Source organism: Flavobacterium mekongense (assembly GCF_047038255.1).
Lineage (GTDB): Bacteria > Bacteroidota > Bacteroidia > Flavobacteriales > Flavobacteriaceae > Flavobacterium > Flavobacterium mekongense.
On the sequence record NZ_CP174374.1, the window covers coordinates 2684972 to 2710730 of the forward strand.

Genomic DNA, 25759 nt, shown 5'->3' on the forward strand with positions numbered 1-25759 from the left:
GTATTGCAACAGGCTTTTTTGAAATCTATCGGATGAGTATCTTTTGGGTAAAAGATTGATTATCTTGGGTTATTTTAACCATGTAGATACCGGAAGCTACGTTGGGTTCAAAAGTAGTTTCTCCCACAAACTTTTGTTCAAAAACTTTTACACCTAAAGTATTAAAAAGCGACAAAGAGGCTTCATCATTTATGCCGAAAACTGAGAAACGTTCATTGGCAGGATTAGGATAAATAACGAATCGAATCGTTGCATTGTCTTGGGTTGAAAGCGAAGCATGCCAAGCTTGACCAGCATTGGCTCCCCAAATATAATCGGCCAAAGCCGGATAATCTATGAACGGATTCCGATTGTATTGCCAAGTATAAATGTAATTGTTACGGTTCATTTCAAAATCATCTCTCGGATCTGTATGATTCCAAGTCAACAACGAAGCCAAATCGCCTAATTGTCCAACCGTTGTATCAGGAATATCACCATTAACTACACTCAGCGCATTGTATCGAACAGCCATATAAAAAACGGCTCTGGCCACATCGCCTTTCCAAGAGCCCTGATTTCCGGTGGGACCGTTATATCCGGTTAAACCGTAATCACGATTACTTCTCGAAGTATTTTCAGGTCCGTCTTCGGCACGAATGTGGTGCGCGTCGCCGTGACCGGTAGCTATATCATCTGCATTGGTGGGCAACCAAACATTAATTCCATCGGGTATATCATCAGTAGCATTAGCAAAACCGCCGCGAGATTGCGGATATATATGTTCTCTGTTCCAAGAACCAACATTGCTGGAGGTAGTTTGAAAATCCAATTTGGCCCGTGGTGTTTCTACATACATCAACCAAACCTGATTGCTGTTCAAGGGGTTCTGATCGGCTACTTTTAAAATATCGGTTACATCACCATAGTTGTGTGCTCTCACTACAGACGGATTGGCAATAATATTTTGCAGGGCTTGTTTCAAAGCTGTACCCGATAATCCTTCTAAACTATCGTAATAACCGGCAGGTGCTGTACTGGTTACATTGCCGTAAGTTGGGTTCAAAGGCGTGCCAAATGGTAAGGTGGTAAAATCGTTATCAACTACTCTGATTTCAATATTGTCATTGCGACGATTATAGCCCGAAGGCAAATTGCCGAATTTGATTTTGAGTACCTCATCTCCTTCATCCAAAGCATCGTCAATTAAAGAAATGGTAGTGGCAAAACTATTGGAACCGGCCGGAATGATAACAGAAGTGTTTCCGGTATAATCGGCTGTTGTAAAACCTCCATTGTTAAGTGAAAAAGAAAAAACCAAATCACTCGAAACTACACTGTCTGTGGTGAAAGTAATGGTAAAACTGTCGCCTTCATTCTTGTGATTCGTATTGGCCATGATGGTGACACCATTGTAGATAAAACCACTGCCATCATTATTTACACCGGGTGTTGGCGCTTTAACTTCCCAAGATCCATCAGATTTGCGTTGAATAGATTGCGTGGTCCCCGAACCATTTGCATTTTCATTAACTTGGGTATTAACACCTAATAATGCCTGTAACGAAGGAACTTGCGTATTGTTATTAGAATGAACCAAAGCATCAATCAAATTGACTGTGGTAGCTGTGGTATTGGCCGGAAAATCGGAAGTTGAACCCAAGTATAAGCCCACACCATCAGGACCGTTTTGTATGGTGCTATTGGTAAAAATACGCTCAGGAACAGGGGAAACCAAATTGTTACCTATTAAAATCAAACCGTTCACATCGGTTGTTAATCCGTTTAAACTAATGGTGTAATAACTCTTATCGGCTAATGAACCGGTACCGTTAAAAAACACCAATACATAACCGTTTAGTGAAAAATTGGGGGTGGCCGATTTTAATTCGATAAATTCTTTATCATCGGTACTGGGATTATCAGAATCGAGTTCGTTGATAATCACTTGAGCTTCTATCATTGATGTGGACAGCACCAACAGATAGCACAATATTTTTTTGAGCATTAACTGAAATTTTGCTCAAATTTATCGATATGAAAAATTTAAAATTGAGAATTCTGTCTTTTTATGATTAGTTTTAGGAATAACTGTATTTTTTTAAAGAAAAAACTTTATTTTTATTGCTTGTGTTTAAGAATTTTACCACATAAAAATTAGTGCCGATTTTCAATTAAATACACTATTTTTACTCACTGATAGCAATTTAACCATGATTGAATTTTTTGGCTACTTGGGAGCTCTTTGCATTGGAATCGTACTCGGTATTACCGGTGGTGGCGGTTCGATACTCACAGTTCCTGTCTTAGTGTACGTTCTGAATTTAAATCCGGTAATTGCCACAGCATATTCCCTTTTTATAGTGGGAACGAGTTCTGCATTTGGGAGCATTCAAAATTTTCGAAAAGGTCTGGTGGATGTAAAAAGTGCTTTGCGTTTTGCGGTTCCATCAGTATTAGGTGTTTATTTGACCCGAAAGTATATTGTCCCTGAAATACCTGATCCGGTTTTTTATTTTGCTTCTTTACAGCTTTCAAAAGCTACTTTCCTAATGGTACTTTTTGCGGGGGTTATGCTTTGGGCCGCTATAACAATGCTGAGAAATAAAAAAGAGAATCCGGTACCTGAAATAACTCATAAATACAGAACAATTGTTGAACTTTTCTTTGTGGGAGTTTTAATTGGGTTAATTGGTGCAGGCGGCGGTTTTCTAATAGTACCTGCCCTTATCAAATTGGCTCGACTGACCATCAAAAAAGCCATAGCTACTTCGCTTTTGGTCATCACAATAAATTCGTTGATTGGTTTTTCGGGTGATGTACAAAATATAGAAATAGATTGGTTACTGCTGTTAAGCTTTACAGGATTAGCCGTTGCCGGAATATTTATAGGGCTTTATCTTCAGAAGTTCCTCAATGAAAAACTACTTAAAAAAATATTCGGTGTTTTCATCTTAATTATGGCGCTTGTCATTTTATACAAGGAACTGTTTTCCTAAAGTATTCTAAATAGACTGAGCTTTTGATGATTTACATCTTACCTTTGTATAAAACTATTGCCTTATGAAAATTGAACAAATTTATACCGGTTGTATTGCTCAAGCAGCTTATTATTTAGAAAGTAACGGCGAGGCCGCTATTTTTGATCCTCTGCGCGAAGTACAACCCTACTTAGATAAAGCAACCAAAGACAATGCTCAAATTAAATATATATTTGAGACGCATTTTCATGCCGATTTTGTTTCGGGACACTTGGATTTGGCTCAAAAAAGTGGTGGCAAAATTGTTTACGGACCAACAGCTAATCCGGAATTCGAAGCTATTATTGCTAATGATAATCAAACCTTTAAAGTAGGCCATTACACCATTACTGCCATTCATACACCGGGTCATACTCTGGAAAGTACTTGTTATTTGTTGACCGATGAAAACGGTAAACAACACGGTATTATTACCGGAGACACTTTGTTTATTGGAGATGTAGGCCGACCTGATTTGGCGCAAGCCTTAACAGAAGAACTTACTCAAGAAAAATTGGCTTCGCTTTTATACGATTCATTACGCAACAAAATTATGCCGTTGAACGACGATTTAATTGTTTATCCGAGTCACGGTGCCGGAAGTGCCTGCGGAAAAAATATGAGTAAAGAAACCACCGATACTTTAGGCAATCAAAAAAGAACCAACTATGCATTAAGAGCTGATATGACTAAGGAAGAATTTACCAAAGAGCTTTTGGATGGTTTGGGTACACCTCCTGCCTATTTTCCTCAAAATGTATTAATGAACATAAAAGGTTATGAAAGCCTTGATACTGTGCTAAAAAACAGCAAAGTAGCATTAAGTCCGAAAGAATTTGAAACTATTGCCAATCAAGGCGATGTGATAGTTCTGGACGTTCGTCACGAAAATGATTTTGTCAAAGCGCATATACCAAATGCTATTTTTATCGGCATTCAAGGAAACTTTGCCCCATGGGTGGGTTCGTTACTAAGAGATGTCAACCAAAAATTATTATTGGTAACCCCTGAAGGCAAAGAGGAAGAAACCATAACAAGATTGTCTCGTGTGGGTTTTGACCATGTTTTAGGTTATTTAAAAGGTGGAATTGCAGCCTGGCTTGAAGCCGGTTTTGAAACCGATAGTATTACTTCTGTAACTCCTGAGACTTTTGCCCAACAACTCAATGAAGACAGTTTGGTTGTTGATGCCAGAAAACCAAGTGAGTATGAAGCCGAACATGTTGAAAACGCTATAAATATTCCGTTAGATACCATCAATGAAAATTTTCAAAGCGTACCAAGAGACAAAGAATTCTTCCTGCATTGCGCCGGTGGATATCGTTCTGTAATCATGGCTTCAATATTGAAATCGAGAGGAATTCATAACCTGATTAATGTAGAGAAAGGAATGAACGGCATCAAACAAACTGATGTTCCATGCTCACAATTTATTTGTCCCTCAACCAAAAAATAATTCAGTAAAAAAATAAAAAAAACAAGCTATAGTATTGCAATTTAAATACATTTGCAGTCATTAAAATTTAAAACAACAAAATGAAAAAAGTAATTCTTCTTGTAGCCTCAGCCGTTGTAATGTTCTCGTGCAAAAATTTAGCGGAAGGTGAATATATCATCAGTGGTAATGTTAAAGGCATGAAAACCGGTTTAGTATATCTTGAAAAACAAGGTCCGATGGGTATGGGATTCGTTGCCATTGACACTGTAAAGATTGAAGACGGAAAATTTGAAATCAAAGGAAAAACAACAGAACCTGAAATTCATTTTATCCATGTAGATAAAGTTGACGGAAAATTACCTTTGGTATTAGAAGGCGGAGAAATTGACATCCAATTTGATAAAGATAGTTTGGTAAAATCTAAAATCAGTGGTACTTACAACAATGATGAGTTCACCAAATTCAACGAAGAATCAGACAAAATTCAAAAGAGACTTAAGAGCAAAATCCTTGATTTCCAACAGCGCAATAAAATGGCTATCGAAAACGCTCAAAAGAGTAATGATACTGTAGCCATGAACAAATTGAGAGCAGAGTATGAACTTATCCAAAAAGATATAACAGATTATACTTTTGGCTACCCTAAAACGCACCCAAAATCATTCATCAGTGTGTTAATCCTTCAAATGATGGTGAACAACCCTAAGTTTACGACTAAAGAAATTGAAACCATTTACAATTCATTTGATGAAAGTTTGAAAAAAACCAAACCGGGTAAATCAATTAAAGAAAACTTGGATGCTTTAAAAAAAAAACCGACAGTAACACAACCGTCCAACTTAATCAAATAGCACCCAATTTTAAAGCGGCCACTCCGGAAGGAAAAATAGTCTCTTTAAAACAAAGCATGGGTAAAGTTACCTTAATCGATTTTTGGGCTTCATGGTGTCAACCTTGTCGAACTGCAAACCCTAAAGTAGTAGCTTTATACAATGAGTTTCACAAACAAGGCTTAAACATTATAGGTGTTTCTTTAGACAAAGACGCGGAAGATTGGAAAACAGCCATTGCTAAAGACGGATTGATCTGGACGCAAGTTTCCAACTTAAAAGAAATGGATGATCCCATTGTAAAACAATACGGTGTATCATTAATTCCTACCACATTTTTGTTAGATGTGTCGGGAAAAGTAGTTGGAATTGACATGCCTCACGAAGAAATGAAGCTAAAGATTCGTGAATTATTAAATAAAAAATAAAGATTAATACCCTTTCTAAACAAAAAATCTCCTCCGGGAGATTTTTTATTTCATTTACTACCAACGGCTTAAAAAAAGAGTGATGAAATATCTGCTTTTTTGTTTGTGAAGCCCAAAACAGTTTTTATATTTGCAATCGCTATAAGCGTTGGGGAGATACTCAAGCGGCCAACGAGGGCGGACTGTAAATCCGCTGACTAAGTCTTCGCAGGTTCGAATCCTGCTCTCCCCACAAATAAATCGATACTAAAAAAGCACCAAGTTCACTTGAGTGCTTTTTTTGTTTGATTTATTTTCAAAGCATCGCTTTGAGGATGTTGCGCAGCAAAATCCTGCTCTCCCCACGGATAAATGTATAAATAAAAAAAAAACGCCAAGTTCACTTGAGCGTTTTTTTGTTTTATGCATTTTCAGAGCGTAGCGCTGTAGGATGGCGAAGCAATCCTGCTCTCCCCACAAATAAATCGATACTAAAAAAGCACCAAGTTCACTTGAGTGCTTTTTTTGTTTGATTTATTTTCAAAGCATCGCTTTGAGGATGTTGCGCAGCAAAATCCTGCTCTCCCCACGGATAAATGTATAAATCATAAAAACATTATAAAATCGCAATGGTTACCAAAGGTATCCCAAAAAAGACCATCGGATAAAAAAGAAAAGTTGTGCGTCAAGAACCTTCGATCCATTTTACTTGACAAAGATAAAAATGCTCGTATACTATTAAAATACACCGGAATCATAATAATAAGATATAGCCTTGCTTGGTAAGCGCTAAGTTGGCGGCAAGCGGCAAAGCTTTCCTTAGAGTTTTCCTGAACTTTGCCTATATTTTTTGAGTAAAAACACATACCGTTCTTAAAAAGAAAAAACAGCCTTTCGGCTGTCCTCGAGTATAAACTATAACTAACAAAACTTAAAACTCATGCATAATCAACAGATTCATCTTCATGGCCAATATCAATTCCGCTTGGTCTTTCATACTGCCTGTCATCGCATCTTTAAGAACATAAACCGCATTAGAATCGAGCAGCCCATGCAAGTTGCACCTTACAGCTTTCTCTTTTGACTCTCTATAGAACAAAAAAGAATTTAAAGGATTAAAAACTTTGAGGTTCAAATGTTCCAACTGCTTTTGCGCTTTTAAAAACCGTTGCTGGGTATGAAGCGACTTAACATCTTTCATAGGGCCGATTATGTAAACTTTTGAAGGCATGATAAATAAATTTTGTAATATCTTTATAACTATTGCTTTCTTCGCTGTCTAATTCTCTTATTAACCAACCGAACAATTCCTTTTGCATCCTCTTTAGCCTGGCGGTTTATATCAATTTCAATAAACTGCGCGTTCTGTCTGTTAATAAGCATCTTATACTTTGTATTCTTTATCGTAAAAGCAGGAACCAGCAGCACCCCGGCTAACACACAAATCAAAATGGTTTCAAGCCTCGTAACCTGCCGGGTCGCCAATAAGTAGAATAATGGCGTTGAGCAGACAATAAAAAACAGATTGTAAAAAAAATTGCGCGTTTTGTGGATTTCTGCCTTTCGTATCGAGTCAAGATCAATTAGCAGGCGTGAGGGTGAATAAAGGAGTAGATTATCCCCGATTATGGCACCTATCGAATTGATATATTGTATCTTAGACGCATCAACTTTCTGGTCTCTGATTAGGCTTGCATTGATTTCCATAAAGAAAAATTAAGTTCCAATGCAAAGTTGGCGAGTAGTATTCTTACACCGTAACTGAATGTCACAAACGGCAATCCTAATGTTACGAACGGTTATTAATCAGACACAAAAGGATTGGCCGCTCTTTCACTGTTTCCCTGTTATTTTAGACAGCCGGTATTGCGCCCTGTACTCGTCCGGAGTAATCCCTGTCATCTTTTTAAACAGTTTGTTAAAGCTGCTGTAACTGCCAAAACCCAGCTCAAAAACAATAGCAGCGGCACTCATATCTGTCGTCTCCAGTAGTACCATGCATTTGCGTATTTTACATTTCAGGATGTAATGGTAGGGTGTTTCGCCGGTATACTCGGTGAACAGTTTAATAAAGTTATGCTTTTTCCATCGGGTAAGCGGTATCAAATCCTCAAGCCCGATTTTTTCGGTAATATTATCATTGATATGTGCAATTACTTTCTTAATAATAAAGGGCACATCGTCTTCAACCTTGGGAGTTCCGACCCTGTGGGTATCTGTTTTTATATGGCGGAAGTTATTCATTACCAGTTCCACGGTAGTAATCACATCAATGGGCTTAAACGGTTTTACTATATATCCATAGGGAAATGTCTGCTTAATTTCGAGCACGGTATCCTTGTCATAAAGCGATGTGAGGTACACAAATGGCAGTCCTCCTTTTTTGTACAAATAATTTCCAAGTCGCAAACCATCCGGCACGCCCCTTAGCATAATATCTATCAGTACAAGGTTGGGAGAATGTTCACTTATGGCTGCCATGGCATCATCATAGGTAGGGATATAAGCAATGCATTGGTAGCCCTCAGCCGTGAGTATGCTAAAGATATTCCGAGCCAAGATAAATTCATCCTCCACAATCAGTATCAGTGTATTGGCTTTATCAATCATAGCATTCAGGTAATGTTAAAACGAATCCTATAAGAAACATTTTTAGCCGCTGCCGGGAGCAGTTCTCCTTCTATTTGCCTTACCAGAAGCGCAATAAGCTCAATGCCAAACGAATTGGTATTACCGGCCGTTTCCTTTTTGCCGTTGTCGTCATAACAAAGAAGATAGCTTCCTTCTTGCTCCTGCTCAAGGCTAATGCTAATTTTGATGGTACCGCCAACTCCTTTTACGTGCTTTAGCGAATTCAGGATCATTTCATTTAGAATCAGTCCCAGCGGCACCGCCAGTTGCAGGTCGAACATCACGTTAGGTATGGCTGTTTTAAAGACCACTTTGCCCTCTCCGGCAAACGCATTCTCGGTGTAGGTGACCAATTCGCTGATGTACTCGCTAAAATCCACTTCACTTAGGTTATCAGATTGGTAAAGATTTTGATGGATGAGCGACATCGAAAGGATTCTCGTAACCGCTTCTTCCATAAAGGCCTCCACATTGCTATACCCGCCTTCGTCTGCCTGTATCTGCAACAGGCTGATGACCATCTGAAAATTGTTTTTTACCCTGTGGTGTATTTCTTTAAGCAGTACACCTCTCTCCTTAAAGGCTGCCTCAAGCCGTTCGTTTTGCCGCTCGATGGTTTTCCGCTTCTGCTCCTGCTCGCGGGCATTGCGCTTCTTAATACAATAGCCTCGGTAGGTAAAACCAGCCACGACCAATGCTACGACAAGGCTGCCTATAAGCAGTAGCATCTTATTCTGTTGCTCCTTTATCTCAAGCCTATTCCTTAGCTGCTCACGGGTAAGCTGCCTCACCTCCCTCTTTTTCTCGCCCAACTCAAAGGTATTCACCTCCTTATGCAACTGTTCATCCTTTACAGCTCTTAATTGTTCATGTGCTGCCTGATAACTCTGCTCAAGTAGTATATATGATTTCTCAGGATTATTATTCCCAAGCGCTATCAGGCTGAGTTTTTTTTTCGAATCAAAAATAACATCAAAATTATGTGCGTTACCATAACCCATGCTATCAATAATCCGTGCTGCTGTAATGGCCGTCTCAAAGCTTTTTTGGGCATTCAAAAAATTGGCCGATTTAAACTGGCACAATCCTACAACATAATAAGCATCACGCTTACGGTAGGTATTCATTTTTAAACCATCACCAATCACCTCTTCAGCCAGTTGTAAAGCATTATGCGAATCTTTAGAAAAAAACAATGCCATCGCCTTATTTGTCTTAATCTGCTTCATCAGATTCAGATTATCGCTGGGGCAGTTTGCTCTTGCAGTATCAGAATAAGCCAACGACCTCCCATAACGGCGCATCTTGAAGTAAATAAAAGCCAACCTGTCATAAAGAAGCGCCTTATTTGCATATGGCTGGTCTTTAAATACAGGATCCCGAACCGTTTTTAATACATATGCTGCTGCCTCCTGAAACTGATTCATCTCCTGGTAGCACCTCGAAATCTCATTGTAAGTAAAAGATATTCCATTCTTAGCACCATCCTTCCTGTAACCGTTTAAGGCAGCCTTAAAATCGGCCAGCGCACGCCGATAGTCTTTCTTTTCAAAATAAGACATCCCCCTTTTAGAAAAGATACCCGATTTTGCTTTGCCCTCGGGATAACTATGGTACTCAAATAAAATGGTATTGCACAATGCCAGAGCTTCATCAATCTTCTTGACGGTATGAAGTGAAATCGAAAGCAGGCTGGCGGCTCTAAAATACTCCTCTGTAGAACCATGAGCCTTAAGCACAAGCAATCCTGTTCTTGCATAACTTACGCCATCATTGTATTTTCCACTTAAGCTACAGTGTTCTGCATTCCTTAAAAAATAATGCCCAAGCCCTCTGGGATTCTTAATGTTCCCAACCAAATCATAAAAACGAACCACATACTGTTCCCGCTTCTCCTTGCTTTTCTCTGCATCAATCAGCTTGCTGAGGCTTTCAATCCTGATGGTGTCATTCCCATTAACGGAATTAACCTTCTCCAGCAACTCACTTTCTTCCTTGGGTTGTAGCTTTTGGGCCACAGCCGTCCCTGCAATACCCAATAAACAGGGTAAAGCGACTTTAAACAATAAATTCATAACGATATAATTTAATTAAACACCGAATGGCCAATGGGGCTACTATTGTAATCAGAAGAAAAAAGTATGGTATTGGGGATATCTACCCAAATATAATAAATCTGGAAAATAAAATCAACTTATAAACAGTAGAGGCTACTTTTCGACACCACCCAGGATTTTCAAACCCGTTGATTTGCAATGTAAAACAATTAGCAAATACCGTGCTAAACCGTTTGTGACAAATAAACAGCCGTTAATAACACCGCTAATACCGTAAATAACATTAACGCTGTTACAGCGCTATTGCAAAAATACCTTTGAAAGAAAAAAGAAAAACTGTGCAAACCAGAGTCCAAGGCTATAAGACCATTATCGTAGACGATGATCCGCTGAACATCCTGCTGGAACAGAAAATCATTTCTGATCATTTTCCACAGCTCAGTGTAGTGGCTAAGGCAACAGGTATCAGTGACGCTATAGCGGCAATAACGGTTCATTCTCCCGAACTGCTCCTGCTCGACGTTAACCTTGGGGAACGGGAGGTCTTTGAAATCTTTAATGAAGTACACTGCACCGCCCAAATCGTTTTTGTCAGTTCCGAACAGAAATATGCCCTCGATGCCTTCCGATATGACGCGACAGATTTTGTCCTAAAGCCCTATGCTAAGGAAGTTTTGGTTTCTGCCATATCCAAAGCGGTAAAACGGCTCGAACAACAACGACAGTTTTATGAAATGGAACATGCCTACTGGACGGGAAACAAAAGGGATTTTATCACCATTTCCTCCGTAGAACGCCACGAAATAGTTAAAATCAAAGATATCATGTATTGCTCTTCAGAAGGAAGATACACCATTTTTAACCTTGTGGATGGCAGGAGCCTGATAGCCACCAAAAACCTATGTGAATATGAGGAAATACTGGAAAGACACGCCTCGTTCTTCAAAATAAGCCGATCCCAGATTGTGAACTTTGAATATGTATCAAGGGTAAACAAAAAAAACGGGATGTACTGCGAAATTAAAGACGGCAAAATGATACCGGTAGCCCGGAGAAAATATTTCGAACTCAATAGATTCCTAAACGGACTGGAGCAATAACCATTTATACAAAAAAACATACCGTAAATAACATCGCAATAACCAAACATAACATGTCAATCCGCTTACCATTATGACCGGCATACTTTTGACGCAGTTAAGTTAACTATTAACAAGTAAGCACGACGGCATTTATACAAGACAGGTAAACTGGGGCGTTTCCTGTCTGTTAGTGTAGGATTTGGGGCATTATGCCGTCGTCGCTTTCTTTTATCCGCAAACCTTAAATAATCCTATATGAAAAAACACGTTTATCTCTTCTTACTCATTATGAGTTGTTCCTTACCGGTTTATGCCGACAACTTGTTTGACGATGGCGACCCGCCTCCGGTTGAAGATCCTGTGGCTCCTCCGGTAGACGACAACGAAGACCCACCGGTTGAAGACCCCCCTCCTCCCGTTCCCATAAACCAGTGGATACCGCTGCTAATGCTTGCCGGATTCACCTTTATCGGGTATAAAACCCTTAATGGGAAACAATCAGATAATACAAGCGAATAAGCACTTTAAAACATACGTATCATGAAAAACAAATACCTTTTAAAGCCCGGAAAAACCCTCTGGGGCATCGCTGCCTCATTGGCATTAGGCCTCAGTGCAAACGCACAGGTACAAAACAACCAAAACATTTATGTAGCCGATTATGGCGTATTCAGCATGACTCAGGACAATTTTGCGTTTGGTGCTTCACCGGCCCTGACACAAACTACAAAAAGTGGTGCCAATTACGGTGTAATCGCCTTCGGTCAAAATGCCACTTGGAGCGGCGCTTCCGACAGCCATTACCTTAACGGCTACGCGCGCTATTACGGCAATAGCTTCTTCCTCGCGCCTGTAGGCGACAGCGGTACTTATGCCCCTGCAGGTATCAATCCGGCCGGCACCAGCGGGGTAGATGTGGCCTACTTTAAAACCAACCCGTCGGCTCTGGGCACCACACTCGATACGGGCATCAGCGCACTTTCGGGTGTGGAGTACTGGAAAGTGAGCGGAGCCACCAATGCTACTATAACCCTCACCTGGAGGGCTTCGAGCAACATCAGTGGCCTCATGCTTACCCCATCTCTTACTTATATTACTATCTTGGGGTACGACGGCACTAAATGGGTCGAAATCCCTTCCTTTTATGATGCTACAAGCATCCTTGGAGGTACTTCCGATACCACTTCGGGTTCCATTACCAGCACTGCCGAGGTTAACCTTTCGGCCTACCAAGCCTTTACTATTGGGGCAAAAGGTGAGGCTTCTTGTTACCCTTTAGTGGCTTCTTCCGGCAACACAAAAACCTGGAACGGCAGCAGCTGGTCTCCCAGTGCTCCCACCATCTCCGATTCTGTAGTGATTGACGGCGATTACAGCGCAGGTAGCTTTAGCTGTTATTCGGTAGCGCTCAACGCCAATATCACCCTAACCAACGGACAGACGCTCGATGTAGTCGATGCCTTTACGGGGAGCGGAAAAATCATTATGTCATCTGAAGCGAGCGTATTGCAGCGCAATGCAACGGCAGCGGCACCAATGATTGAGCTGACCAAGGTAACCAACCCTATGCGCCGTTTTGACTATGCCTTCTTTAGCTCGCCGCTTAACAATTTCGGGACGTTCTTCGGACAAATTACTTCGGCGGCCAACACTGCGGTGAACGGCAACTACAACACTTATCCGGCTTCGGCCTTTTACAATTATTTTACCGATAACGATGCCGGGAACTCGGTTACCGTTACCGCTTCTAACGTAGCGGTAGGACGCGGGTTTGCAGCCACAGTTAGAGCGGTTCAGGGGCCATACTCCACTGCTGCCACGGCAGGTTCTTGGTTTACCGAAAAATACCCTATTCACATCAAAGCCGAGGGTACCACCAATAATGGTGATATCAATGTTCCTATGCCTACCGCCGTGGGTTGGGTTCGTATTGGTAACCCCTACCCATCTCCCATCAATGCAAACAAACTCTTGGATGCCCTTGGCGATGATATCCGCAAGACCATTTATTACTGGACTTTCAATACTCCTCGTCAAAATTGGGCCAACAATACGGCCAACTACAACAATGCCGATTATGCTACTTTCAACTATTCGGGCGGTGTGGCTGCTTGCCCTACCTGCCAAGAGCCTAACGGTATGATTGCCACCATGCAGTCGGTATATGTAAGAAAGCTAAACCCAAACCCTATCACCTTTACCATGACCAACTGTTTGAGGGATCTTGACGGCAACAACGTATTTTTCCGCGAAGCCTCTCAGTTACAAGGTAAATTTAAACTAAACCTTACGGGTTCATCCGGCTCGTTCAGCCAAATCTTGGTGGCGTACAACAACAGTACCACTAACGGCTATGACAACGGATACGATTCGCCAAGAATGTCCGGGGCAAATACCTCTGAAATTAACTCTCTCATCAGCGGGCAAACCACAGGTTACGCCATACAAACCAGACAGGCATTCAGTGATACCGATGCCGTACCGCTACAACTAATCAAGCGCCTGGACGAAACCTTCATTATTGCGCTGGCTGATACACAAGGAATTTTTAACTCCGGTGGCATTACTATCTATCTTCACGATAAACATTTGGGCCTGTTTCATGATTTGGCCACCGGTAGTTATTCCTTCGTGCAATCTAACACTCCCGACAATGATCGTTTCGAAATAGTGTACCGCGCATCAACGCTTGACAATCCTGATATTAAGGCTCAGCATGCGCTCGCCTTTATCAACAATCAGGTGTTCAGCGCACAGTCTAAAAACGCTATGGCTCAAATCAGCATTTTCGACCTTACCGGCAGGCTAATCGAAACTTTCAGCAATGTTAACAGCAACTTGTTTACCGCACCGTTCATCCATGCGCAAAGCGTGTACATCGCTAAAATACAGCTCGAGGACGGCACTATCGTAAACCAAAAAGTAATCAATAATAAATAATGCCTAAGATGATTAAGATAACAGCGACTATCGCCGCTTTATTCGTAGCCAACGCGCTCTTTGCCCAGCAGGATTCCCTGCAGGGCAAACCTTTCAACCGTTGGTCGGTTGAAATCAATGCCGGACAAAACAAGGCGATCAAACCGTTTACGGAGGGGTACTATTCCGCCAACCCCGACAAGTATTTCAACTTTACAGGGGTCAACCATTTCGATGTTGGTGTGCGCTATATGCTTTCCGACCGCTTCGGGCTCAAGCTTGACGGAAGCTACGACCTTATCGAAAACCAGGATGGAAGCGGCTCACTGCCGTTTTCTACAAAATCCTACCGCATAGGATTTCAGGGGATTATCAACGTAGGGCATATCCTCAACTTTGAGAGTTTTACCCACCGCTTTGGGATACTGGCCCACGGCGGCCTACAGGTGTCCCGCTTTAAGGTAAGCGGCAACCGTCAGGAGGACAACGGGGGTGTAATGCTGGGGCTTACTCCACAGCTTAGGCTCACCCGTTGGTGCGCCCTTACCGGCGACTTTACCTATATAGGCAACGTGCGCCAGCACTATACCTGGGACGGTGCTCCCGCTACGGCAGAAAACAACCTTACCGGGGGCATGATTCATACCGCTGTAGGGCTTACCTTTTATTTAGGCGGAAAAGAAAGCCATGCCGACTGGTATTTTGGCAATGCCGGAAAAACTACCATAGAAAAGGTAAGTGAACTAACGCGCGAAAACAAAAAACGCCTCGACGATTTCGAGAAAATGATGGAAGATACGGACCGCGATGGCGTGCCGGATTACCTCGATGCGCAAAACAATACGCCAAACGGCGTTAAGGTTGACTCCAAAGGACGCTTCCTCGATAATAACGGCAACGGGACACCGGATGAGCTTGAACCTCGCAACGGACAAGACGGCAAATCGGCCAACGGCAGCAATGGCAGCAATGCCGAAAGCAGCCAATCAGACGCTTTACGCGAGCTGATAGCAGGCGGTTACCTCAATGTGTTTTATGATGTTAATAAGGACGAACCCAACAGCGCTTCGGCCAACAACATTTACCACATCATCCGCTACCTCAAAAAGTTCCCGGCTACCCACGTAACCCTTAAAGGCTATGCCGATAAGAGCGGTAGCGAAAAAGCAAACCTTGAACTATCGCGTCGCAGGGCAGTAAAACTGAGCCAACTCATCATTGCCAGCGGCATCGATGCCAATAGGGTAACCATAGCCGGCGATGGCATAGACGCCACCTTCCCTACATCGGGCACAGGCCTGCAACTCGCCCGCAGGGTATCTATAACTCTTGAATAGCAAACTTAATAACATTATCATATGTCAAACCTAACCAACAACAGGCTTAACGTAACCATGACAGCCGCACAGGTAACCGCGGTAAAAACCGCCCTGCAAACCATAGCTACAAACATGCCTTTTCTTGTAGGGCTTACTGTTGAGGAGCGTGTTGCCTTACCCAAAATTAATGTGAGCAATAAGGCTTTTACCGAAGATGCCATCAATGCGGTTGCCAATAACGCCGGGATACTGCCTGCCTACATCAACGCTACCACTATGCAAAATGATTACCAACTATTCATCCAACTCGACGAATTGCTGGGACTAATGCGCCAGTTGGTAGAAAAGGCAGAAGATACCCAAATGTTGGCCGGAAGCGAGGCCTTTGTGGCAGCCCTCTCGAGTTACAAGCTTTTTGGAGCCGCAGCCGATGCCGGTTTGGTAGGAGCTGACGCCATTGTGGATTCACTAAGGCAACGGTTTATTGCACCGGGAACGCCGGAGACACCTGCCGCTCCCTAACCCTACCCCTCTGGGTACCCCTCCTGCCTATCGCGGTGGGGGTATCCCCCTCTAACCTCCGGTGGCAGAGCTCAAACCTGTGGCGGCGGAGCTTTAGGCCGGGATAGCGGAGCTCAAAACTCGAATCAGGGAGGCCAAACCTGCGGCAATGCAGCACCAAGGGTGCAACAGCAAAGCGCAAAGCTCCGGCAACGGAGCTTAAAGGTGGGTTAACAAACCTCTAACCTCCGGCAACGCACCCCTAAAGGTGAGACAACGCAGGTAAAAGCTGCTACGATACGGGTTGAGGGTAGCCCCAACACCAAAAAACAGGATCAACAAATGATCTATGATAATAAGAATATTAAAACCTGAAATTATGAATAAAATTTTTACCACATTACTCCTGCTTACGGGCCTCTGTGCCACGGCGCAGGTAAAGGTTGGGGACAACCCAACCACCATCAGCCCCGGTGCGGCACTCGAAATAGAGAGTACCAACAAAGGGCTTGTAATCCCAAGGGTAGCCAATACGGCTGCCGTTACCAACCCGGTTAACGGGATGATGGTGTATGACCTTTCCAGCCAATGTTTCAAAGGCTACCAAAACGGCGAATGGTCGGGCTGCGGGATGACCCAGAGTGCTACAGCCTCAATCCTCGCCCAGATTGGCGCCGAGGCTGACAGCCCGGATATTGTACCGTCGCAGGTATCTGCCACCCAGTTGTACTCGCTTGGGGTAACCAGCGTAGTGCCCGCCTATGAAGGCGCCTATCAGGATTATATCGATGCCCATCCCGGTTTGTTTGGCAACCCGGCTACAATGGCAGAAGTACAGGCCATGATCAATACGGTCAACACAGAAGTTACCGACATACTCACCCAAATTGGGAACGAAGGCGACAACCCCGATGTGATCAATTCGGTCGTTACCATCGAACAACTGGAGAGTATCGGCATCACCGGCATAACACCGGGCAACGAGGTAGCCTACCAGGAGTATATCGACTCCCATCCCGATGCTTTTGGCAACCCGGCCAGTGTGGCCGAGATACAGGCGCTGGTTACTACAGTCAACAATACCGTAACCAATGTACTGGCACAGATTGGCGCGGAAGGCGACAGCCCTGATACGGTAAACTCCGTGGTAACTGCCGCACAGCTGCAGTCCATTGGCATCACCGGGGTAACACCGGCTAACGAAGGCGCTTATCAGGACTATATTGATACTCATCCTAATGCGTTTAGCAACCCGGCAACTTTGGCAGAAATCCAAACCATGGTTACTACAGTTAACAGTTCCGTAACCGGCGTATTGGCACAGATTGGTGCGGAAGGCGATAACCCGGATACGGTAAACTCCGTGGTAACCGCTACTCAGCTACAGTCCATCGGCATCACCGGGGTAACACCGGGTAACGAAGTAGCCTACCAGGACTATATTGACACCCATCCTGATGCGTTCAGCAACCCGGCTTCATTATCAGAGATACAAGCCATGGTCACTTCGGTCAACACTACCGTAACCGGCGTATTGGCACAGATTGGAGCGGAAGGTGATAACCCAGATACGGTAAACTCTGTGGTAACCGCCGCACAACTGGTGTCCATCGGTATCACCGGGGTAACACCGGGTAACGAAGTAGCCTACCAGGACTATATCGACACCCATCCGGATGCGTTCAGCAACCCGGCTTCATTATCTGAAATTCAGGCTGCGGTTTCCGCAGTAAATACTTCAGCAGCCACTTCAGGGGGTACCGCTACGGTAAGTGGTTTTGTTTGTAACACGGCTTCTGCCGGTACATTAACCAAAGGAACCGCAGCCAGTGGCGTAACGCAAACAATAACCGCAACAGTGACTACAGCAGGAACCTACAATATAACAGCTACAGCCAACGGCGTAACCTTTACCGGTACCGGAACTTTTGCCGGAACGGGTTCACAGGCTATCGTATTGACCGCCAGCGGAACACCAACCGCAGCAGGCAGCAACAGCTTTACGCTAAGCACCACTCCGGGCTGTAGTTTTACACGCAGCACGATTGATGCAGGTAGTGGTGGAACAGCAGCGGTATCAAGCTGGGATTGTACAGGTACCTTAACCGGCGTAGCCGCTGTAGGAGTACCCGTAAGCGGATTGACCAAAGTGGTTACAGCCACAGTAGGCACAGCAGGTACGTACAGTATTACAGCAACCGCCAACGGAATCACCTTCTCAGGTAGCGGCACTTTTGCAGGTACAGGAAGCCAGGCGATTACCCTTACTGCAACAGGAACTCCTACCGCGGCTGGTACCCACAGCTTTACCATCAACAGTACACCAAGCTGTAGTTTTAGTGTGACGACGAAAACGTTGAATACAGTAGATTATGTAATAGTACAAAGAACAGGAGCCGAACAATCGTTAAGTGCTGGGAGCAATTTAGTTTTTAATACTAAGGTTGCCGGGGGCATTCCATACGATACGTCAACAGGAACATTTACGCTGACAGCAGGTAAAACCTATAGATTGTCGTTTGGCGGCCGACTTATAAACTTTAATTCATCTGGAGCTTTATGTAATGTAGACTGGGTTGATGCTACTTCATCAACCGCATTGATTTCTAATGCCACTGCTACTTTTCAGCCCGTGACCGAAATAAGTGCCCATGACCATACTTCATCCACTGATATCATTTATACACCGGCAAGTACTCAAACCGTGAGGCTACGTATTGGTCTTTCAGGTGCTACCAGTGTACAGTTATCCGTTGAATCCGTAGCTATCGTACAGGAATTGGGTATGGTAAAATCAGGCAGCAACTTGGTGTCACCAGATTATATAATGGCTACACAGTCCACAACTACCCAGTCGATTGGTACTACAGCATCAGACATCAAAGCAGATATCAAAGTTTCCGGAAATATCCCTTACAATACTTCTACCGGTGTATTCACACTCACGGCCGGTAAAACCTATCATCTTTATTCCCAAACGAGACTTATTAATTTTACGGAACCTACAGGTAACTCCGTTGGAGGAATCTATTGGGTTGACGCAACTACCAATACTCCTTTAACTTCAGGAATTGGTGTTAGGACATTTCCTGTAAATTCAACCTCATATAACTCTAATAGTGTGCCTTCCACTGAAATTATCTATACACCCGCTACTAACCAGACAATAAAATTAAGAGGCTCTATATCACCAGGTAATGCTGATGTAGAAAAGACTTTGGTTGTCATATATGAGTTGGGTACCAGTAAAACGTTAGGGACATTGGATTATAATACATCTTATGCTACAACGAACATAAGTATACCATCGGGTTCTGGAACTACAACTTTAAAAATGGACACAACCCTTAATGGTAATATGACTCACAATACCAGTACAGGCGCATATACTTTACAAGCCGGTAAAACCTATCGCTTAAACTTTGCCGGAGAGTTTGCGAATGCGGATACTACTTTCGGATATGTTACAGCCAAATGGGTAGATGCAACAACCGGAACTGCATTAAATGGCGCATTGGCACTGTTTTTACCTGTATCGTATACGGGAGGAAATCATTCACGAAGCCCTTATTTAACTACTATTTATACCCCTACAGTTACGCAAACAGTTAAAGTAATCGCCAACTATTCGACTGGTGCATCAACTTTATTAAACACGTCAAATGCCGACAGGGTTGTAATTGAAGAATTGGGCGTAACCGCCAATTAATACTGCTAAACAGCAATAAGTAAAGATTTCATATATCTCTATTTCCGCTTTCCTTGCCCCGCCCTTCCGGCGGGGCTTCGGGAAGCAACTTAAAAAAAAACGGCACGCCGGGCCGCAACACGGCAAAAAACTCAAACACTATAGTTAACAAAAGAAGTGTAACATGAAAAAAACAATTACCTCCTTACTCCTGCTCGCCGGCCTATGCGCCACCGCGCAGGTAAAAATTGGGGACAACCCCACAACCATCAGCCCCGGTGCGGCGCTCGAAATTGAGAGTACCAACAAGGGGCTTGTGATCCCAAGGGTAGCCAATACGGCTGCCGTTACCAGCCCCACTAACGGAATGCTGGTGTACGACCTCTCTTCCAACTGCGTGAAGTTTTATGAAAACGGAGTATGGTCTAACTGTATCAGCACCGGTACCTCTTCGGTAGTGCAGGGCATCCTGGCACAGATTGGCCTGGAGGCCGACAATCCCAACGTGCTGCCTTCTACCGTAACTGCCGTGCAGTTATCGCAGGTGGGCGTTACGGGTGTAACCCCGGCCAACATCGGTGCCTATCAGGCGTATATCGATGCCAACCCGGACAACTTTAGCAACCCGGCAACCGTGAGCGAAATACAGGCAGCGGTTACCGCAGTAAACGCAACCGTAACTTCGGTACTGGCACAGATTGGCAACGAAGCCGACAACCCGAACTCGGTAACTTCAGTAGTAACAGTTGAACAACTCGAAAGCGTAGGAATTACAGGCGTAACGGAAGATAACATCGGGGCCTATCAGGCGTACATCGATGCCAATCCGGATGCGTTCAGTAACCCGGCTACGGTAAGCGAAATACAAACCGCCGTATCCAATGTCAATACCGCCGTGAGCTCGGTGCTTACCCAAATCGGGAATGAAGGCGACAGCCCTAACCTGATCCCATCGGTAGTAACCGTAGCACAACTCAACAGCATCGGCGTTACAGGGATAACGGCTTCCAACATCGGAGCCTACCAGGCCTATATTGATGCCAACCCAAACAGCTTCTCGTCTCCGGCAACGGTAAGTGAGATCCAGGCAGCCGTAAACGCTGTAAATACTAATGTAACTTCGGTACTGGCACAGATTGGTAATGAGGGCGACAACCCGAACTCGGTAACCTCAGTAGTGACTGTTGCCCAGTTGGAAAGCATCGGAGTTACAGGGATAACCGCTTCCAATATCGGAGCCTACCAAGCCTATATCGATGCGAATCCGGATGCGTTCAGCAACCCGGCTACGCTTTCAGAAATCCAATCAGCGGTTTCCACGGTTAATACCAACGTATCCTCCGTATTGACGCAAATTGGTAATGAAGGTGATAATCCAAACACCATACCTTCATCGGTAACCGTAGCCCAGTTGCAATCTATCGGCATCACGGGAATCAATGCTTCCAATCTTGCCGCCTATCAGGCATATATCGATGCCAACCCGGACAACTTCTCGTCTCCGGCAACCTTATCGGAAGTACAGTCTGCCGTAACAGCAGTAAACTCCAACGTGACTTCGGTATTGGCACAAATCGGTAATGAGGGCGACAGCCCTAATACGGTACCATCAGTGGTAACCGTAGCCCAATTGCAGTCCTTGGGCATTACGGGAATCACAGCAGACAATATCGGCGCTTACCAGGCCTATATTGATGCCAACCCGAACAGTTTTTCCTCGCCTGCCCTGCTTTCTGAAGTACAGTCGGCCGTAACGGCAGTAAACTCAGGCGTAACATCCGTACTTACGCAAATCGGTAACGAAGGCGACAGCCCTAATACGGTACCTTCGGTAGTAACCGCAGCGCAATTACAGTCATTGGGTATTACAGGCGTAACGCCAGCCAACATCGTGGCCTACCAGGCGTACATCGATGCCAATCCGAACAGTTTCTCGTCTCCCGCGACCTTGTCGGAAGTACAGTCAGCCGTATCGGCAGTAAATACTTCGGCAGCCACTTCAGGGGGTACCGCTACGGTAAGTGGTTTTGTTTGTAACACGGCTTCTGCCGGTACGCTGACCAAAGGAACAGCAGCCAGCGGGGTAACGCAGACTATCACGGCTACGGTAACTACAGCAGGAACTTACAGCATTACGGCAACGGCCAACGGCGTAACCTTTACAGGTACCGGAACGTTTGCCGGAACCGGCTCACAGGCTATCGTACTGACCGCCAGCGGCACACCAACCGCAGCAGGCAGCAACAGCTTTACGCTAAGCACCACACCGGGCTGTAGCTTTACACGCAGTACTATCGATGCCGGTAGTGGTGGAACAGCAGCGGTATCAAGCTGGGATTGTACAGGTACCTTAACCGGCGTAGCCGCTGTAGGAGTACCCGTAAGCGGATTGACCAAAGTGGTTACCGCTACAGTAAGCACAGCAGGTTCGTACAGCGTAAGCGCTACTGCCAACGGAATCACATTTAGTGGCAGTGGTACTTTTTCAGGTACAGGAAGCCAGGCGATTACCTTAACCGCAACAGGAACCCCTACGGCAGCGGGAACCAACAGCTTTACCATCAACAGCACACCAAGCTGTAGTTTTGATGTAACTACGAAGACGTTGACCGCGGTGGATTATGCATTTGTAATGAGATCGGGTTCTGTCCAAACCATAACTTCTGCCAACACGGATGTGGTATTTGATAACAAAATAGCAGGAAATCTTCCTTATAACACCTCAACGGGAGTATTTACCTTAACTGCAGGTAAGACCTATCGCCTTACATCCAATCTCCGAATGCATACCATTAGCTCAAATACAGTTGATATTTACATAGACTGGGTAGATGCCTCTACCAATGCATCAATAAGTGGTAACGTTGGTTCGGCCTATCAGCCGTTAAACTCTACCAATGGTCAATCCGCTAAAACCGTTTCGGATATCCTTTATACACCTGCTTCCACCCAAACGGTTAAGCTAAGGGTAACCTATTTAGATGGTGCTTCATTTGCCGTTGGACAATGGGAATCCAGTGCCACAGTGCAGGAATTGGGTATGGTACAATCAGGCACTACGTTCGCTAAAGTAGATTATGTAGCAACCCGACAAAGTGCCAATCAAACGATCAATTCAGGAACGAATGACTTGATTTTAAATACGAACACAGGAGGAAACATTCCATACAATACCTCAACCGGCGTATATACACTTACAGCAGGTAAAACCTACCATCTCTATTTTGAAGGAAGGTTTACAAGCTGGAGCGCAACGGATGCAATGAATATTTCCTGGGTAGATGCAACGACTAATACTCCTATCTATGACATTTCTGCACGGCCTCAAACAAATATTAGTACAAATGGTGCTAATAGTGTTTGTAATGTCGAATTCATCTATACGCCAGCGACCAACCAGAGTATTAAAATAAGAACCGCATTAGGTTCAGGCACGGCTATACTATCATCAGCAACAGGGCACATCTACCAATTAGGGAATAGCAAAACCCTGAGTACGGTAGCTTATAATACTTCCAATGCAACAGGTAGCATTAGTATACCCGCAGCAGGAGTTAACCTACCGATGAACAATACGCTAAACGGTACTATTACCCATAATACGACTACAGGTGCCTATACACTGGAAGCCGGTAAAACCTACCGCATGACCTTCACGGGAGTTTTTGACTTCACTGGGGATCCGTCAGGGGGGTCTTTAGGGATTTACTGGGTTGATTCATCCACTAATACAGCAGTGGTAGGGGCAGGAAGCTTTTTCGTACCTACTACTAACGGAGGACTTAGATCATCCAATAATCAGTTGACAGCTATATATACCCCAACGGTTACCCAAACGGTAGTACCTCGGGTTACCTATTCCGCTTCTGGTGCAGCATCATTATCGGGTAACAATGTTGACCGTGTAGTGATTGAGGAGCTGGGTGTCAATGCCAACTAACCTCAACGCCATACAGCAATAAGTAAAGATTTCAAATACCAATAATACCGCTTTCCATGCCCCGCCATTGCAGCGGGGCTTCGGAAAGCCATTTAAAAAATATACGGCAGCCGGCCGCAACACGGTAAAAAAAACAATGTCGAAAGACAAAAGTCAAAAGACAGAATACCCAAACCCAATGATGGTATAGGGCAAAACATATAAAAGCAACTTTAAAAATATACGGCAGGCCGGGCCGAAACACGGCTAAAAGTCAACAGTCGAAAGACAGAATGAGAAGAACCCATGATTGGTAAGCTAATCCATATGCTGCGTTTGCTGGTGCAACACCTGCAAAGCTGGTATGAGGAAGCGGAATAACACCCCAAAAACCAACTATTGAGAGCTAAACTGTAGTACCGGTCGCCCAAGACAAAGCATAGAGAAGTAACTTTAATAAAATACGGCAGCTATTTATAATTACGTCCCAAACCCTAAAGTATGAAAACAACACTCCTAATTTTTCTGGGTTGCATAATCGGCTTCTGCCAGGCCCAAACCCAGTCAAAAAGAGCGCTGTTTATAGGCAACAGCTTTACCTATTACAACAACCTGCCGGACATGGTGGCGGCCATAGCTTCCTCCTGTGGCGACGAACTGGTGTATGACGCCAGTACCGGCGGCGGTATGGGTTTGGAAAATCATGTGGACAATACCACTACCCTCGCAAAAATAGCCCAAGGCAACTGGGACTATGTGATCCTGCAAGAACGCAGTCAAACCCCTGCCTTTCCTGAGGACTTTGTAGCAGCTAACGTATATCCTTATGCCGCCACGCTCAATAATCTTATACAAACCCAAAATCCATGTGCCGAAACCGCTTTTTTTGTTACCTGGGCTTGGCAAAACGGGGATCCTTACAACTGTGAAGCCTTCCCCCCTATATGTACCTATGAAGGCATGGACGACTTGGTAACACAGCGTTACCATGCCATGGCCGAACAGAACCAGGCCATCCTCTCACCGGCAGGTCCGGTATGGCGGTACCTTCGCGGGAATTATCCTTCCTTAAACCTGTACAGTTCTGATGGCAGCCATCCCAATGTGGCTGGGAGTTTTGCGGCAGCCTGTTGTTTCTACACCGTACTTTTCAGGAAAGATCCCATGGACATTACTTACAATCCCGGCCTTTCGGAAGCAGAAGCCAACCTCATCAAACAAGCAACAAGGGTAATTGTTTATAACAACCTAACCACCTGGAGGGTGGGTTGGTACGACCCTGTGGCGCATTTTGAAACCACCGGTTTGGGCATGGGCCAATACCAGTTTACCAACCTTTCGGCAAATGCGGAGGTTTATCACTGGGACTTTGGCGACGGGCAACAATCAACCGAAGCGAATCCGGTGCATACCTATACGGTGCCCGGCAACTACACCGTAACACTTACAGCCTACCACTGTGACAGAGAAGATACCTCAAGTATCGCTTTGGAAACCAATTTATCCGTAAACAGTCTTTCAAAAACAACCGTGCAATGGTTTCCCAACCCCACTGCCGGATGGGTTACCATAAGCGGTGCAAACCCTATTGCCCGAAAGGAAATTTATACCCTCAACGGGCAATTGCTGGAACAAATTGAAAACGAAGAACCCCGGCTTGATCTTGCTGCCTACCCCGAAGGCGTTTATGTCATAAGAATTGTGGATACCGGCCATAATACTTTAGTAACCAAAATAGTGAAAAAGAACGAGTAATGCCCATTAAGAGAAAAACGCAAATGCGCTACATAAAGCAGTGAAAAGAGATCTTTTAAAATTTCCCCCTGATGTTATGTTTAACTGACAAAAGAAGACGCAACATCCTTGATATCACAAAACGTGATTTCAAGTTGGGGAGGTAACTAAAAGCCCGGATGCCATTAACAACATAATCAACCAAAACACAAAAGAATATCAATTTAAACCAAAC

General features: G+C 44.2%; 17 protein-coding genes and 1 tRNA gene. 13 read left to right on the forward strand and 5 right to left on the reverse strand.

The window, feature by feature from the left end; translation table 11 throughout:
- Nucleotides 1-25: 25 nt before the first annotated feature.
- Entirely contained in the window at nucleotides 26-1987 is a 1962-nt protein-coding gene (locus ACJG85_RS11685; RefSeq protein WP_412476475.1) for an endonuclease, read from the reverse strand.
- Between the two features lie 205 nt (nucleotides 1988-2192).
- Here ACJG85_RS11685 and ACJG85_RS11690 point away from each other — a divergent pair, with 205 nt between their 5' ends.
- The 5 genes from ACJG85_RS11690 to ACJG85_RS11710 all read left to right on the forward strand — a co-directional run bounded on the left by ACJG85_RS11690 (nucleotide 2193) and on the right by ACJG85_RS11710 (nucleotide 5927).
- Nucleotides 2193-2978 carry a sulfite exporter TauE/SafE family protein gene (locus tag ACJG85_RS11690; RefSeq protein ID WP_412464276.1) on the forward strand — a complete coding sequence of 262 codons (786 nt, stop codon included), beginning with the start codon at nucleotides 2193-2195 and terminating at the stop codon, nucleotides 2976-2978.
- A gap of 64 nt (nucleotides 2979-3042) precedes the next feature.
- Nucleotides 3043-4455, forward strand: coding sequence for an MBL fold metallo-hydrolase (locus tag ACJG85_RS11695; RefSeq protein WP_409678763.1), 1413 nt, complete (start codon nucleotides 3043-3045; stop codon nucleotides 4453-4455).
- 80 nt (nucleotides 4456-4535) lie between these two features.
- Nucleotides 4536-5288 (forward strand): DUF4369 domain-containing protein, encoded by a 753-nt coding sequence (locus tag ACJG85_RS11700; RefSeq protein WP_409678761.1) that lies wholly within the window; start codon nucleotides 4536-4538, stop codon nucleotides 5286-5288.
- A gap of 35 nt (nucleotides 5289-5323) precedes the next feature.
- On the forward strand, nucleotides 5324-5695 hold the full coding sequence (locus ACJG85_RS11705) for a TlpA family protein disulfide reductase (protein ID WP_412477195.1): 372 nt from the start codon (nucleotides 5324-5326) through the stop codon (nucleotides 5693-5695).
- 150 nt (nucleotides 5696-5845) lie between these two features.
- Nucleotides 5846-5927, forward strand: a tRNA-Tyr gene (locus tag ACJG85_RS11710).
- Between the two features lie 678 nt (nucleotides 5928-6605).
- On the opposite strand, the gene ACJG85_RS11715 is transcribed toward ACJG85_RS11710, so the two are convergent.
- The 4 genes from ACJG85_RS11715 to ACJG85_RS11730 form a co-directional block, all read right to left on the reverse strand.
- On the reverse strand, nucleotides 6606-6905 hold the full coding sequence (locus ACJG85_RS11715; RefSeq protein ID WP_412464278.1) for a DUF4406 domain-containing protein: 300 nt from the start codon (nucleotides 6903-6905) through the stop codon (nucleotides 6606-6608).
- Between the two features lie 29 nt (nucleotides 6906-6934).
- Nucleotides 6935-7381, reverse strand: a complete 447-nt coding sequence (locus tag ACJG85_RS11720; RefSeq protein ID WP_412464279.1) for a hypothetical protein — start codon at nucleotides 7379-7381, stop codon at nucleotides 6935-6937.
- Nucleotides 7382-7507: 126 nt separating this feature from the next.
- Nucleotides 7508-8284 carry a response regulator transcription factor gene (locus ACJG85_RS11725; RefSeq protein WP_412476476.1) on the reverse strand — a complete coding sequence of 259 codons (777 nt, stop codon included), beginning with the start codon at nucleotides 8282-8284 and terminating at the stop codon, nucleotides 7508-7510.
- 5 nt (nucleotides 8285-8289) lie between these two features.
- Nucleotides 8290-10380, reverse strand: a complete 2091-nt coding sequence (locus ACJG85_RS11730) for a tetratricopeptide repeat-containing sensor histidine kinase (protein WP_412476477.1) — start codon at nucleotides 10378-10380, stop codon at nucleotides 8290-8292.
- Nucleotides 10381-10679: 299 nt separating this feature from the next.
- On the opposite strand from ACJG85_RS11730, the gene ACJG85_RS11735 reads away from it, so the two are divergent.
- The 8 genes from ACJG85_RS11735 to ACJG85_RS11770 all read left to right on the forward strand — a co-directional run bounded on the left by ACJG85_RS11735 (nucleotide 10680) and on the right by ACJG85_RS11770 (nucleotide 25545).
- On the forward strand, nucleotides 10680-11462 hold the full coding sequence (locus ACJG85_RS11735) for a LytR/AlgR family response regulator transcription factor (protein ID WP_412476478.1): 783 nt from the start codon (nucleotides 10680-10682) through the stop codon (nucleotides 11460-11462).
- Between the two features lie 237 nt (nucleotides 11463-11699).
- On the forward strand, nucleotides 11700-11963 hold the full coding sequence (locus ACJG85_RS11740; RefSeq protein WP_412476479.1) for a hypothetical protein: 264 nt from the start codon (nucleotides 11700-11702) through the stop codon (nucleotides 11961-11963).
- Nucleotides 11964-11984: 21 nt separating this feature from the next.
- Nucleotides 11985-14384 carry a hypothetical protein gene (locus ACJG85_RS11745; RefSeq protein ID WP_412476480.1) on the forward strand — a complete coding sequence of 800 codons (2400 nt, stop codon included), beginning with the start codon at nucleotides 11985-11987 and terminating at the stop codon, nucleotides 14382-14384.
- Nucleotides 14385-14935: 551 nt separating this feature from the next.
- On the forward strand, nucleotides 14936-15700 hold the full coding sequence (locus ACJG85_RS11750; protein WP_412476481.1) for an OmpA family protein: 765 nt from the start codon (nucleotides 14936-14938) through the stop codon (nucleotides 15698-15700).
- A gap of 21 nt (nucleotides 15701-15721) precedes the next feature.
- Entirely contained in the window at nucleotides 15722-16204 is a 483-nt protein-coding gene (locus tag ACJG85_RS11755; RefSeq protein WP_412476482.1) for a hypothetical protein, read from the forward strand.
- A 358-nt stretch (nucleotides 16205-16562) separates the two neighbouring features.
- Complete coding sequence (locus tag ACJG85_RS11760) at nucleotides 16563-19892, forward strand: beta strand repeat-containing protein (protein WP_412476483.1); 3330 nt, start codon at nucleotides 16563-16565, stop codon at nucleotides 19890-19892.
- Nucleotides 19893-20055: 163 nt separating this feature from the next.
- Nucleotides 20056-23811 carry a beta strand repeat-containing protein gene (locus ACJG85_RS11765; RefSeq protein ID WP_412476484.1) on the forward strand — a complete coding sequence of 1252 codons (3756 nt, stop codon included), beginning with the start codon at nucleotides 20056-20058 and terminating at the stop codon, nucleotides 23809-23811.
- Nucleotides 23812-24411: 600 nt separating this feature from the next.
- Nucleotides 24412-25545 carry a PKD domain-containing protein gene (locus tag ACJG85_RS11770; protein WP_412476485.1) on the forward strand — a complete coding sequence of 378 codons (1134 nt, stop codon included), beginning with the start codon at nucleotides 24412-24414 and terminating at the stop codon, nucleotides 25543-25545.
- Nucleotides 25546-25759 lie beyond the last annotated feature (214 nt).